Source organism: Micromonospora sp. LOL_023 (genome assembly GCF_048060115.1).
GTDB lineage: Bacteria > Actinomycetota > Actinomycetes > Mycobacteriales > Micromonosporaceae > Micromonospora_E.
On record NZ_JBHMIM010000001.1, the window covers coordinates 20,295 to 34,515 of the forward strand.

The 14,221-nt window shown below is 69.7% G+C and carries 8 protein-coding genes and 2 pseudogenes; 2 read left to right on the top strand and 8 right to left on the bottom strand.

What is annotated here, in order from left to right; genetic code table 11:
* Positions 1–16 precede the first annotated feature (16 nt).
* From ACFHVL_RS00105 to nrdR, 4 genes and pseudogenes are all read right to left on the bottom strand, one after another.
* Positions 17–3,736, bottom strand: a complete 3,720-nt coding sequence (locus ACFHVL_RS00105; protein WP_416624695.1) for a vitamin B12-dependent ribonucleotide reductase — start codon at positions 3,734–3,736, stop codon at positions 17–19.
* 123 nt (positions 3,737–3,859) lie between these two features.
* Positions 3,860–4,732: pseudogene (locus tag ACFHVL_RS00110) on the bottom strand (LAGLIDADG family homing endonuclease); the annotation flags it as partial.
* Positions 4,733–4,741: 9 nt separating this feature from the next.
* A pseudogene (locus ACFHVL_RS00115) lies at positions 4,742–5,314 on the bottom strand (hypothetical protein); the annotation flags it as partial.
* Positions 5,315–5,451: 137 nt separating this feature from the next.
* A complete protein-coding gene (gene nrdR / locus ACFHVL_RS00120; RefSeq protein WP_416624427.1) occupies positions 5,452–5,949 on the bottom strand; it encodes a transcriptional regulator NrdR in 498 nt (165 codons plus the stop codon).
* Positions 5,950–6,463: 514 nt separating this feature from the next.
* Here nrdR and lexA point away from each other — a divergent pair.
* Positions 6,464–7,177, top strand: a complete 714-nt coding sequence (lexA, locus tag ACFHVL_RS00125) for a transcriptional repressor LexA (protein ID WP_416624697.1) — start codon at positions 6,464–6,466, stop codon at positions 7,175–7,177.
* 80 nt (positions 7,178–7,257) lie between these two features.
* Here the strand turns inward: lexA and ACFHVL_RS00130 are convergent, their stop codons facing one another.
* Entirely contained in the window at positions 7,258–8,967 is a 1,710-nt protein-coding gene (locus ACFHVL_RS00130; protein WP_416624429.1) for a hypothetical protein, read from the bottom strand.
* 71 nt (positions 8,968–9,038) lie between these two features.
* Positions 9,039–10,406 carry a GTPase HflX gene (gene hflX, locus ACFHVL_RS00135; RefSeq protein WP_416624699.1) on the bottom strand — a complete coding sequence of 456 codons (1,368 nt, stop codon included), beginning with the start codon at positions 10,404–10,406 and terminating at the stop codon, positions 9,039–9,041.
* 296 nt (positions 10,407–10,702) lie between these two features.
* Here hflX and ACFHVL_RS00140 point away from each other — a divergent pair, with 296 nt between their 5' ends.
* The gene (locus tag ACFHVL_RS00140) at positions 10,703–12,235 is read left to right on the top strand and encodes an NAD-dependent malic enzyme (protein ID WP_416624431.1); all 1,533 of its coding nucleotides are present in this window, start codon (positions 10,703–10,705) and stop codon (positions 12,233–12,235) included.
* Positions 12,236–12,265: 30 nt separating this feature from the next.
* On the opposite strand, the gene miaA is transcribed toward ACFHVL_RS00140, so the two are convergent.
* Complete coding sequence (gene miaA, locus ACFHVL_RS00145; protein WP_416624701.1) at positions 12,266–13,216, bottom strand: tRNA (adenosine(37)-N6)-dimethylallyltransferase MiaA; 951 nt, start codon at positions 13,214–13,216, stop codon at positions 12,266–12,268.
* A complete protein-coding gene (locus ACFHVL_RS00150) occupies positions 13,213–14,040 on the bottom strand; it encodes a hypothetical protein (RefSeq protein WP_416624433.1) in 828 nt (275 codons plus the stop codon). Before ACFHVL_RS00150 ends, miaA begins: the two co-directional genes overlap by 4 nt.
* Positions 14,041–14,221 lie beyond the last annotated feature (181 nt).

The window sequence follows — 14,221 nt, forward strand, 5'->3', positions numbered from 1 at the left end:
CCGAGAATGGTCACTCTCAGCTGCAGCCCGAGGTGGAGCCGCAGCCCTCACAGACGTAGCAGCTTCCGGCCGGGCGCATCTTCGTGCCGCAGGTGAAGCAGAGCGGCGCGTCGGCCGCCTTGCCGATCACCGCCTCCAGCAACTCCGTCGACGAATGCGCCGACGACGGGGCCGGCGTCACGGCGGCCGGCAAGGTCGGCGTACCGCCGCCCGCCTCGACCGACGACGACGCCTTCGACTCGGTCCTCGGCTCGACCGGCGCGGACACCGCCATCGCCGACAGCTCCGACGCGTCGTTCTCCGCCTCCGCTTCGGCACGCATCTGCGCGGTCCGCTCGGCGGCGGTGAAGATCCCCAGCTCGGCCCGGCGGTCGTACGGCAGGAAGTCCAGTGCCAACCGCCGGAAGATGTAGTCCATCACCGACGCCGCCATCCGCACGTCCGGGTCGTCGGTCATACCGGCCGGCTCGAAGCGCATGTTGGTGAACTTCGCCACGAAGGTCTCCAACGGCACGCCGTACTGCAGGCCGATCGAGATGGCCACCGAGAAGGCGTCCATCACCCCCGCCAGCGTCGAACCCTGCTTCGACATCTTCAGGAAGACCTCACCGAGGCCGTCGTCCGGGTACGACGACGCGGTCAGATAGCCCTCGGCACCGCCAACTGAGAAGGAAACCGTCTCCGACGGACGCTTCTTCGGCAGCCGCTTACGTACCGGCCGGTACTCGACGATCTTCTCGACGATCGTCTCGACCACTTTGGCCTGCTCGGCGGCGGCGATCTCCTTGGACTTGTCGGACTTGGCCACCGACAGCGGCTGGCCGACCTTGCAGTTGTCCCGGTAGATCGCCAGCGCCTTGAGCCCCAGCTTCCAGCCCTGGTAGTAGATCTTCTCCACGTCGGCGACGGTCGCCGCCTCCGGCATGTTGACCGTCTTGGAGATCGCGCCGGAGATGAACGGCTGCACCGCCGCCATCATCCGCACGTGCCCCATCGGGGCGATCGACCGCTCCCCCATCGCGCAGTCGAACACCGGGTAGTGCTCGGTACGCAGACTTGGCGCGTCGACCACGTACCCGTGGTCGGCGATGTGCTCGACGATCGCCTCGACCTGCTCCTCCGGGTAGCCGAGGCTACGCAGCGCGCGCGGCACCGTCTGGTTGACGATTTGCATCGAGCCGCCGCCGACCAGTTTCTTGAATTTGACCAGCGCCAGATCCGGTTCGACTCCGGTCGTGTCGCAATCCATCATCAGACCGATGGTCCCAGTGGGCGCGAGCACACTTGCCTGGGAATTGCGCCAACCATTCTTCTCGCCGATCTTGTTGCCCATTTCCCATTGTCGGGCGGCCTCGCGGGCCAGGGCCGTGGCGGTCGGGTTGGTCGGGCGGATCTCATCACTGGCGGCGGCGTGCTTACGCATCACCCGCTTGTGCCCCTCGGCGTTGCGGGCGTAGCCGTCGTATGCGCCGACCACGCCGGCCAGTTCGGCCGATCGGCGGTACGCCGTACCGGTCATCACCGAGGTGATGGCGGCGGCGTACGACCTGCCGGCCTCTGAGTCGTACGGCATGCCGGAGGCCATCAGCAGGGCGCCGAGGTTGGCGTAGCCGATGCCGAGCTGCCGGTACGCGCGGGTGGTCTCGCCGATCTTCTGCGTCGGGAAGTCGGCGAAGCAGATGGAGATGTCCATCGCGGTGATGACGAACTCGACGGATCGGACGAACTTCTCCACCTCGAAGCCACCGTCGGCCCGCAGGAACTTCATCAGATTGAGCGAAGCAAGATTGCACGACGAATTATCGAGGTGAAGGTATTCCGAGCAGTTGCGAACTACCACACCGTTGGCAATGTACGAATGGTTGCGCGGCTCGGAAAGATTGTAGGTGGTCTCGAAACCGTCGAACTCACGGCTGACCAGCTTCGCGGTCTGATCCGTCCGGTAGGACCGGTGCTCCTCGAGCCAACGGGCCACCCGCTGCGCCTTGGCCGAATGGTCGAACCCGATCCGGCTGGCGAACAGGCGAATGTTCTCCCCGCTGATGCGCAGGTCGTACAGCTGCTCGCCGTGGTACTCCCGCTCATCGCCGTTCTTGGCGGTGTACCGGAAGGTGGCGCCGTCGGCCTCGCGGGTGGCGTGGATCCGGCTACCGATACCGAACGCGCTCAGCAGGCGCTGTGCCTCGCGGAGCAGCTCGATCGAGACCGCGCCGAACCCGACGTAGCGGGTGCCGTCGGCGGACTCGACGGCGCAGCCGTCCGCGTCGAAGAGTCCGCGCAGGAATGCCGCCTGGATCTCGGGCGGCGCTTCCAGCACCGACGACGGCAGCCGCTTGTCCACCGCTCGGGCGGTGCTCACGCCGAGCCCGGTCAGAAAGTCGACCACGGCGGTACGACCGCTGCGTAGTTGCACGGTGCCGTTCGGCGTCTGCATGGGCCGGAACCGCAGACCGACGATGCTCTCCAGCACGGACTGGTGACGTTGGACGATCTCGTTCGGGTCGGTCTGGCTGTAGGCCCAGCTGGCGTTCGGGTTGTCGCCGCGTACGCCCGGGGTGCCCTGGCGGACTGAGCCGTCGCCGACCAGCCAGCCGAGCAGGTGCGCGAAGTCCTCGGTCCACTTCTCCGGCAGCCGCGACTCACGCTGCCACCTGGTCGGCACGACCTCGCCGGGTGACACCTGGGCGTCCGCGCGCATCCGGAACTCCCAGGACGCGGCAGTCGCCGGCGTCGGCTGGTCGAGCGGCAGGATCTGGTCGTCCGGGGTGAGGTCCTTGGCCTCGACGTACCCACGGTTGGTGGTCCAGATCCGGTGGTTCGGGGTGCAGCGCAGCACCATGCCGTTGCTGAACTCGAGCCGGGTGATCTCGTTCGTCCCGGTGATCATGACCGCTTCGGGGCGGGTCAGCACGACCTGGTCGGCGGGGGCGTCCGGGTTGGTCGCGTCGTGGGTGTAGACGCCGAACGACTCACCCTGCCGGGTCCGGTCGACGAGTGCGTCGAACCGGATCAGCCCCTTGTCGGTGTGGACCAGGGTGTCGCCGGTGAAGCAGGGATTGGACGCGGTGATGCGTCCGGTTTCCGGGCAGGTGTGCCAGTCGTTGATCGTGTCGTCGTACTGCAGGCCAGGGTCTGCGCATTCCCAGGCGGCCTGCGAGATGGTTCCGAACAGCTTCTTGGCGTCGACGGTGTCGATCACCGAGCCGTCGAGCCGGCTGCGCAGGTCGAAGCTGCCGCCGTCCTCGTACGCCCGCATGAACTCGTCGGAGACCCGGACCGAGTTGTTGGCGTTCTGGTACTGGACGCTGACGATGTCGGCGCCGCCGAGGTCCATGTCGAATCCGGCGTCGCGCAGCGCCCGGATCTTGTCCTCCTCGCGGGCCTTGGTCTGCACGAACTCCTCGATGTCGGGGTGGTCGACGTCGAGGATGACCATCTTGGCGGCCCGGCGGGTGGCGCCGCCGGACTTGATGGTGCCGGCCGAGGCGTCGGCACCGCGCATGAAGCTGACCGGGCCGGAGGCGGTGCCACCGCTGGACAGCAGCTCCTTGGAGGAGCGGATCCGGGACAGATTGACGCCGGAACCGGAGCCCCCCTTGAAGATCAGCCCTTCCTCTTTGTACCAATCGAGGATGGAATCCATCGAGTCGTCAACGGCGAGGATGAAGCAGTTGTGCACCCGCAGGTTGCCGGAGAGGTACTCCCCCGACTCGGTCTGGATGTCGTAGACCTCCATCGCCCCGAGCAGTTCGACCCGCTCGATGACAAGGCGCTTCGTCGGCTTGGCGGACCGGCCCACCTTGGCGAAGCTCTCCTCCAGTTTGCCGGATTTACGGGCGTCGACGAACCCGATCTCCGCAGCGAAGGCGTCCCGGTCGCCGTGGTTCTGGATCCGCAACGACCAGGTGCCGTGCCGGTTCGGTCGCGGGTCGGCCTTGAAACCGACCCGAGAGAAGATCCCGAAGCGCAGCAGCAGCCGCTGCAGTCCGCGGACCAACCGCTCGGCGATCATGTCCATACCGACCAGGGTGGATGCCTCGCGTGCCGAGACATAGCCCTCGGCCTGGAAGATGCTCTTCAGATAGGCAGCGACGACCGGCAGCGGCGCGGTGAACAACGCTGCCGGCACCTCCATCTCGGTGCCCCGGGCGAGCAGGCCCCACTTGTCGACGAACGGGCGCAGATGCTCCCCGTACAGGCGGGTCCGCCGGCAGTCGAGAGTGATGTCCTGGGTGACGACGCGGCGTTCGTGGCGGTGTGCGCCAGGGAAGACCTGGTCGATTGCGGCGACAACCCAGCTGAGTTCGTCGTCGTTGACGGTCATCGCCTCGATCGTCAGCGACTGGTTGGTGCCCTGGTCGTACTGGCCGACGAAACCGTCGGACTGCAGCCATCCGGCCAGCGCGGCCTCGTGGACGTCGGCGAGGCGGAACTCCGCCTCGCCGACGCTGTCCCGCCGGTGCCACTCGAGCGTGTCCCCAGTGGCCAGAGTGCCGGCTTCGACGAACCTGCCGGTGCCGACGCCGGTGGATTTCCAGACCAGGTGGTCGGCGGTGACGTCCAGGGTGTAGCCGGCCTTGGTGTGCAGGCGCAGCACGTCTTTGCTGCCGTTGGCCTTGACCGCGAGGATCCGGGTCAGACCGTGCGCGTCGTAGACCTTCGCGCCGATCGCATTCTCCTCGACCAGCTTGCCGATCGGAACCAGGCCGGCCGGCGTGCTCACCAGCGAGTGGTACGGCTGGCAGGCCGATACCTGCTGAGGTGAGGCGGTGCCGACGTTGAACCAGACCGGGGAGTTGAAGCTGAACACCTGGTGCAGCAGCATCCAGGTCAGCTCGTGCTCGAAGATCTCGGCGTCGGCGCTGGTGGCGAAGTAGCCGTGCTGCTCACCGGCGGCCCGGTAGGTCTTCACCACCCGGTCGATCAGTTGCTTGAGCGACCACTCCCGCTGCGGGGTCCCTACCGCGCCACGGAAGTACTTGGTGGTGACGATGTTCGCCGCGTTGACGCTCCAGGTCTCCGGGAACTCGACGCCACGCTGCTCGAAGTTGATCGAGCCGTCCCGCCAGTTGGTCATCACCACATCACGGCGCTGCCAGGTCACCTCGTCGTACGGATGCACGCCATCGGTGGTCCAGACCCGCTCGACGGTCAGCCCGGCCGCACCGGCCTTGGCTCGCACCCGCCCGTTGCCGTTGGCCTTGGCTGCCACGCCGTTGGACCGGCCGCCCGCGCCATTGGACTTCGCCGTCGCGCTGTCGCCGACGCTACCGCCGGTATCGCCTGTCTTCGCGGTCACACCATCCCCCGCCATCTCATCGCCCCCTCAGACTCTCGCGCAGCACCCCGCCGCGCGGTTTGTTTCGTCAGACATGTATCGGTCTTGTTGTTGGCGCCGCGCGCGCCGATGCGGGCAGCCAGCCGCCCCGCTTGCCGGCGCACCGCGATGGGTCAGCCGGTAGCCGGGCCGGTCGGCACCGCGTCGGCGTCGGCCGACTTCGCCGTAGCGGCGGCCCGCAGCGTCCCGATCTCGCGTTCGAAATCGTCGAGCGAGTCGAAGGACCGGTAGACGCTGGCGAACCGCAGGTACGCCACTTCGTCGAGCTCCCGCAACGGCCCGAGGATCGCCAGCCCGACGTCGTGGCTGGGGATCTCGGCCGCGCCCTTGGCCCGAATGGTCTCGTCGACCTTCTGAGCCAGCAGGGCGATGGCGTCGTCGTCCACCGGACGCCCTTGGCACGCCTTGCGTACCCCGCCCATGATCTTGGTCCGGCTGAACGGCTCAGTGACGCCGCTGCGCTTGACAACGGCGAGGACCGCTTCCTCGACGGTCGTGAAGCGTTTGCCGCATTCGGGGCAGGATCGGCGGCGGCGGATGAGCTGACCGTCTTCGGCTTCCCGCGAGTCGACGACGCGCGAGTCGGCGTGCCGACAGTACGGGCAGCGCATGCCGAGATCCCTTCGGTCGAGTCAGGTGGGTCGCCGGGCGGGGTGTCCACCGCACCGGTCACCGTAGGGTGCGTGGGCGCGGCCGGCCGAAAATACCACTCCCGACCAGGAGACCCAACCTGTGGGCAACCTACACCCTTGTAACTACTAGATGTTGGGGTCGACGGTAGGCCGCAACCGGGGCTCGGTCAAGTTGACTGGCCCCGCTCGGCGCGTCGTCACTCTGCCAACACCAACCCTGGGCTCAGGGTTACCGTCAACCAGCGCGCAATCACCGGCCGACCGCCGCCGACCCCGACCATGACTCGTCGAGCCGACACGCCGACCGAAGTCGTACAGATGTTTGAACCTGGGCGGTTCTGTGGCTACGGTCATCGTCAACACCGACGGCACGCCGACAGGACGGAATCTGCCGGCTGACGAGAGGACGGACGTGTCGACCGACGACAGGACGGGCCCGCCCCAGCAGACGACCGGTACGGGTGGAGCGGCGACGGCCAACGCTGGCGCGTCGATGCGCGGCCGCCGTTCCGGACGGTCTGGTGAGCCCCGGTTGCGGGCCGTGACTCCTGTGGTGAGCACCTTCCCTGAGCCGGTCGCCGCCGAGTTGACCGTCCGCCAGCGCCGGATCCTGGAGTTCATCCGGAGTTGGGTGGACCGGCACGGTTATCCGCCGAGCGTCCGCGAGATCGGCGAGGCGGTCGGTCTGGTCTCCCCGTCGAGCGTCGCCTACCAGCTCAAGGAGATGGAGCGGAAGGGCTTCCTGCGACGGGACCCGAACCGACCCCGTGCCGTGGATGTGCGTCCCATGGGCGACGCCGCCGACGACGAGGCGGCACGAGCCTCACGGCCGACACCGGCGTACGTGCCGATGCTGGGCCGGATCGCCGCCGGCGGGCCGATCCTGGCCGAGCAGGCGGTGGAGGACATCTTCCCGTTGCCGCGTGAGTTGGTCGGCGAGGGCGAGGTGTTCATGCTCCAGGTCAAGGGCGACTCGATGATCGACGCCGCGATCTGCGACGGGGACTGGGTCGTGGTGCGCCAGCAGCCGACGGCCGACTCGGGAGAGATCGTCGCGGCGATGATCGACGGCGAGGCGACGGTGAAGACCTACCGCCGGCGGGACGGGCATGTCTGGCTGATGCCGCACAACGCTGCCTTCGACCCGATCCCCGGTGACGAGGCGACCATCATGGGTCGCGTGGTGGCGGTGCTCCGGCGGGTCTGACGACTTGCCCGCCGGACTGCCCGGCAGCGGTGTGGCAAGGCTTCCGTGGGCTGTGCCGGTTCGTCAACCGCGTCGGTTCGTCAGCCGCGTCGGTCGTGGTCCGGGTGCCCGCCTCGGCCAGGTCTGCCGTACACCCCGGCGTCCCGGTCGTCCGCTGGCGGCCGGCTGCCGGCCCGGGGTTGGTCGTAGCGGTCGCCCGGGTAGCCATCGCCCGGGTAGTCGCCGCCGACGTCGGGGTCAACTCGGTAGCCGCTGTTGCCTGGCCGCACGGGTGGGACCGGCTTGGCGGCTCCGTACACGGCTCCGGAATCGACGACTCCGGCGGCGCGGTAACCACCGGAGTCCCGCTGCGGTACCGCAGCGGGTGGTGGGGGCGGGGCTCCTCCGTACACCGCACCAGTGGGCGGTTTCGCGGCACCGCCGTAGACACCGCCGCCACCAGCAGCGGGTTTGGTGCTGCCGTAGACGCCACCCCCGGCAGATTTGGCACCGCCGTAGACGGCACCCTGTTTCCGGCCGGCCGCGCCCGGCGGGCCACCGGCCGGTAGCGCGCCGCTGCCCAGTGCGCCACTTGCGTACGCGCCGCTGCCCAGTGCGCCACTTGCGTACGACGCGGCGGCGGGTTCACTGTCGCCATCACGCTCGGATCGGGCCGGTTCGCGACTGGCTGCCGCCAGCCGGGCTTTGCGGCGCCCTCGCACGATGCCGTGGATACCGACGCCCACGAGCACCGCGCCGAGCAGGCCGACCGCCGCGATCAGCAGGTTGATGTCCTGCAGGGTGATCCGATTGATCCAGGATGGGCCCTGCACGCCATCTGATTCGGTATCGGTGGGGGCGGCGACCTCGGTGCTCGGCGTGTAGCGCAGGATCTCGACCGTGGCGTCCTCATCCAGGGTGGCGACGTCGGAGACGGTGACGAAGCTGGCGCCGTCGGCGGTGTAGGAGATCGCCTCACCGAAGGCGTCGGTGAGCGGGGTGGCTCGGGGTTGTTCGTCGGTCAGCGCGGCGACGAGATCGCCGTCGGCGGGCACGTCCCACTCGAAGGCGTCGGCGTAGGTACGGATGACCACCCGAGTGCCGTCCGGGGATCGGGCCGCGCCGGTGACGGTGAGTCGGCCGGCAGCGGCGAACAGATTCGGCGTGTTGGTCCGGGGTAGCTCCAGCTCGCCGACCTTCTCCATCGGCACCGGGTCCTCGTTGTCGCTGCGCAGCTGGTCGACGGGCCGGTAGAGGCCGGCGGGCCCGGTGTCCTTGGTGATGATCAGTGGGGTGCCGTCGTTGAGGATCAGCAGGGCTTCGGCATCGTGCGGGCCGTCCGGGTAGCTCAGCCGGTGGACGACCGGTTGCGCGGAGCCGTCCGCCGGTATCGACCACAGGGCGATCCGTTGCCGGCGTTCATCGTTGGTCGGATTGTCGCCGATGTCGCCGATCCAAAGGGTCTGCCCGTCCGGTGAGAGCGCCAGGTCCTCCGGATCGTAGGGGCTCACCGGGTACTGGACGGCGTTGGCGACCTCGCAGGAGGAGTCGAGGAAGAACACCCGTTCGTTGCGGCCGATGTCGGTGCCGTCGTTGACAACCACGTACCCGTCGGCCGTCGCCACCAGCCCGGAGAGTTCCCGAAGTCGATCATCGGTGATCTCACAGACCCGCTCACCCGGGGTGACCTGCGGGTCCACTGGTGCCGACGGGTCCTGGACGGGCAGGGCGACGGCCGGCCCTGCCGGGAGGACGACATGGACCGCGAGGAGTCCGACGACGATCGCGGCCGGGGTCAGAATCCGACGCATCTGACGAGTGTCGCATGCCGACCTCAAGGCCCGTGTTACATCGTGATCAATCACTGTCAGTTAATGGGTAACTACTCGTAGCGGGTCAGGAATGGCTCGAGTTCACCCGCGAGCGCCTCGTCGACCCGAGCGCTCAGCACGGTGCCGGCGTCGGTGTGCCGGGTTCCGAGCACCTCACCCCGGTGGTGCACCCGGGAGACCAGGTCGCCACGGTGGTACGGAAGCAGCACGCTCACCGGTACGGACGGTCGGGGCAGTCGCTGCTCGATCGCGGCGCGCAGATCCTCGATGCCCCGGGCCTGCCGGGCGGAGACGAAGACCGCCTCCGGCCAGAGACGTTTGAGCCGCAGCAGCTCCTCCTCACCCGCAGCGTCGATCTTGTTGACCACCAGCAGTTCGGGACGCCGATCCGCACCGACCTCGGCGAGCACGGTACGCACCGCCCGCACCTGCTCCTCCGGATCGGGATGGGCGCCGTCGACCACGTGCACCACCAGGTCTGCCTCCGCGACCTCCTCGAGGGTGGAGCGGAATGCCTCGACGATCTGGTGCGGCAGGTGCCGGACGAACCCCACCGTGTCGGACAGCGTGTAGACGCGGCCGTCGGCGGCATGGGCCCGACGGGTGGTCGGGTCGAGCGTGGCGAACAACGCGTCCTCGACGAGCACGCCCGCGCCGGTGATCCGGTTCAGCAGGCTGGATTTGCCGGCGTTGGTGTAGCCGGCGATCGCCACCCCTGGGACCGCGTTACGGGTACGTCGGGCACGCTTGGTCTCGCGTACCGTCCGCATGCCTTTGATCTCCCGCCGCAGGCGGGCGATCCGGGTCCGGATCCGGCGGCGGTCGGTCTCCAGCTTGGTCTCGCCGGGGCCGCGCAGGCCGACACCACCGCCGGCGCCCCCGCCGCGCCCGCTGCCGCCGCTCTGGCGCGACAGCGCCTCACCCCAGCCACGCAGCCGGGGCAGCAGGTACTCCAGCTGGGCCAGCTCGACCTGCGCCTTGCCCTCCTTGCTCTTGGCGTGTTGGGCGAAGATGTCCAAGATCAGGGCGGTCCGGTCGATCACCTTGACCTTGACCGACTGCTCCAGGTTGCGCAGCTGGGACGGGGAGAGCTCGCCGTCGCAAATGACGGTGTCTGCGCCGGTGGAGGTGACGACGTCGTCCAACTCGCCCACCTTGCCCCGGCCGACGTAGGTCGAGGGATCCGGGCGGTCGCGGCGCTGAATGAGCCCTTCCAACACCTGGGATCCGGCGGTTTCGGCCAGTGCGGCGAGCTCGGCGAGGGAGTTCTCCGCGTCGGTCACGGTTCCGCTCTCCCAGACTCCCACCAGCACCACGCGTTCCAGGCGGAGCTGGCGGTACTCGACCTCGGTGACATCGGTCAGCTCGGTGGACAGCCCGGCGACCCGGCGCAGTGCGTGCCGTTCGGCGAGCTCCAGCTCGCCGGTGGTCGCGACGTCCTCCGGCGGACGGGGGTCGTCGGTGACCGGGGAGTCGAAGAACGGATGGGGCGCCTCATCGGCGCGATACGTACGCAAAAGCTGCCTCCTCAGGGTTCGATCGTGACACGCCTGGCGTGCGGGCGCACCTACTATTCACGCCGCGTCGCCCGCGTCGGCGCCAGGGCGGTCGGCCCGGGGCCGTACGCGGGGTGGGGCGGGGACGTGACGGGTCACGCGCAAGAATGGTCGGGCGGCCCCGTACGGGTCGCCCCCACCAACGACGGAGGGAACCCGTGGCGACCACCCGCCTGCCCAGTGCCGGCTTCTCCATCACCATCCGGATCAGCATTCCCGCGGACGCCTCGGCGATCGGCCGGCTGACCACCTGCGTCGGCGAGGCCGGAGCCATCGTCACCGCGCTCGACGTGGTCGACTCCGACCCGGTCAGCGTGGTGGTCGACCTGACCTGCGACACGGCCGACTCGACGCACGCCGACGACGTGGTCAAGGAGCTGGAGGCGCTCGACGGCGTCGAGGTCCGTAAGGTCTCCGACCGGACGTTCCTGCTGCATCTGGGTGGCAAGATCGAGGTGTCGCCGAAGGTGTCGCTACGCAACCGCGACGAGCTGTCCCGGGCGTACACGCCGGGCGTGGCGCGGGTGTGCCTGGCGATCGCCGAGAATCCGGCGGACGCCCGCCGGCTCACCATCAAACGCAACACCGTCGCGGTGGTCACCGACGGCTCGGCGGTGCTCGGGCTGGGCAACCTCGGCCCCGCCGCCGCGCTGCCGGTGATGGAGGGCAAGGCGGCCCTGTTCAAGCGCTTCGGCGACGTCGACGCCTGGCCGGTGGTGCTCGACACCCAGGATCCGGACGAGATCGTGTCGATCGTGCGGGCGATCGCGCCCGGCTACGGCGGGATCAACCTGGAGGACATCGCCGCGCCGAGATGCTTCGAGATCGAGTCGAAGCTGCGGGAGCTGCTCGACATTCCGGTCTTCCACGACGACCAGCACGGCACCGCGATCTGTGTGCTCGCCGCGTTGACCAACGCACTGCGGGTGGTCGGCAAGCAGCTCGGCGACGTACGGGTGGTGGTGTCCGGTGCCGGCGCCGCCGGGACCGCGATCATCAAGCTGTTGCTGCGGCAGGGTGTCGGCGACGTGATCGCGTACGACCGGCCGGGAGCGCTGCACCGTGGACTGGCCGGGCTGAACCCGAGCTGGCAGTGGCTGGCCGAGCACACCAACATCGGCGGGTACGCGGGTGACCTGCGCGGTGCCGTGCGTGGCGCGGACGTGTTCATCGGGGTGAGCGCCCCCAACCTGCTGACCGGCGACGACATCGCGACCATGGCGCCGGATTCGATCGTGTTCGCGCTGGCGAACCCGGATCCGGAGGTGGATCCGCGGGAGGCCCGCAAGCACGCCGCGATCGTGGCGACCGGGCGTTCCGACCAGCCGAACCAGATCAACAACGTGCTGGCGTTCCCGGGCGTGTTCCGGGGGATGCTGGACGCGCACGCGGAGTCGTTCACCGACGACATGGCGCTGGCCGCGGCGCGGGCGATCGCGGACGTGGTCGGTGAGGAACGGATCAACCCGACGGTCATCGTGCCGAGCGTCTTCGACCCCCGGGTCGCGCCGGCGGTGGCCGCCGCGGTACGGGCGGCGGCACACGCCACGGCTGCCGCGGCAGCTGCGGCCTCGGTGTCCCACTCGGCAGAGGCGGCGGCCAGCACCGACGCCGCGGAGTTGGCGGTCCCCGGTGACCTGCCGGCCGGTGCGAGCACCGTCAAGCAGCGGTCGGCCACGACGATCCGTTGAGGGTTCGCGCGCTCTCGGAAACAGGTGAACTCAACCGGTGGTCAGGGCGGTCAGCGCCGCCCTGACCAGATCCGGTTCGCTGCCGTCGAGCCAACGCACCCGGTGGTCGCGTCGGAACCACGAGCGCTGGCGGCGGACGAACCGTCGGGTGGCGCGGACCGTGTCGGCCCGCGCCTGCGCGTCGTCGCATTCGCCGTCGATCATCCGGAGCACCTGCTGGTAGCCGAGCGCCCGGCTCGCCGTACGACCGTCCCGTAGGCCCTGGCCGACCAGGGCGTGGGTCTCGGCGACCAGCCCGGCCGTCCACATCCGGTCGACCCGGGCGGCGATCCGCTCGTCGAGTTGGTCGGTGGGCAGGTCCACGCCGAGTTGGACGGCGTCGTAGTAGGGGGCCGGCTCCGGTAGGGCCGCGGTGAACGGGTTGCCGGTCAGCTCGATCACCTCCAACGCGCGGACGATCCGCCGGCCGTTGCCGGGCAGGATCGCGGCGGCGGCGGCCGGGTCGGCGGCGGCCAGCCGGGCGTACAGCGGGGCCGGGCCGGCCGCGGCGAGTTCGGCTTCGAGGCGGGCTCGCAGTTGCGGATCGGTGCCGGGGAACTCGAAGTGCTCCAGTACCGCCCGCACGTACAGGCCGGAACCGCCGACCAGCAGTGGTAGGCGTCCCCGGCGCAGGATGTCGTCGATCGCCGCCCGGGCCAGGCGCTGGTACCCGGCGACGCTGGCCGGGGTGGCCACCGGCCAGATGTCGAGCAGGTGGTGCGGGACCCCGGCGCGTTCGTCCACGGCGAGCTTGGCGGTGCCGATGTCCAGGCCCTGGTACAGCTGCATCGAGTCGGCGTTGACCACCTCGGCGTCCAACTCCTGGGCCAGTTCGACGCTCAGCGCCGACTTGCCGGCCGCCGTCGGGCCGATCAGGGCCACCACCCGGGCCGGGCGCGCCCCGGCCGGGGTGCGCTGCGGCGGTCCGCCGCCGTTGGTCAGTTCCGATGCCACGAGGCCACAAAGTACGCGACGCCGTAGGGCGCGGCGTAATGGTCGACCCGGCCGCTCCAGTCGGCGGTGGTGGCGGCGACCGCTGCGGCGGCCAGTTGCCAGGTGGTCCGGCCGGCGACCTGTAGGTCGGCGGCGAGGTCCGGGGCCAACGCCGTCAGGGCTTGGTGGTCGGCGGCGGCCAGGGCGGCGGCGATCCGGTCGTCGAAGGGTTCGGCGCGTTCGTCGTGGTAGCCGGGCGAGGAGAGCCCTCGGCACGCCGATCCGTCGCCCATCACGAGTAGCGCCGAGGGCCCGTCTACGGCGAGTTCGCGGCCCCAGCGTCGGCAATCGGTGGGTGCCGCACCGGCCGGGACCTCGATCATCTCAACGGCGGTCGCCGCCGGATCGAGCCCGTTGCGCGACAGCAGCCAGGCGGCCATGGTCAGGCTCAGCGGCAGTCGGGCGGCCGGACCGACGGCTTCAGCAGCCGGGTGGGTTCCGGCCGGTGGCGGCTGGCCCCCGGGTACCGGGGCCGGCTGGGGCCGGACGGTCAGCTGTACGTCGGCCGCCAGGCCCCAGGGCCGGAAGCTGGCGTGCAGCGGTGGTCGGTAAACGGTCGGCCCGCCGCCCAGGGCCGGGCGGGGGCCACCGGGCGCACCGCCGGGGTCCTGTCCACCGACGACGACGATCCGATCGACCGCACGACCGAGCAGATCGCGGACCGCCGCATCGGCCGCCCGGCGTAGGGTGTCGAGTTCTCCGGCCGCCTGACCTGCGAGTTCGGGGACGAGCACCGGGGGTTGCGGGCAGAAGGCGACACGATGCAGTGGCACCGGACCACCCTAACCCCGACTCGGTGGCGTCAAGCGACCACCCGATCACCGACGGTGCGGACAATGCGGCGATTTGTAGGCAACCGCCGGGCCGACGCCGGACAAGGACACCGTATGGTCACGGTCGGCGACAGGCGCTCGACGCGGGCAGGGTTGGACCTGTGACAATGCGCGGGGGAAA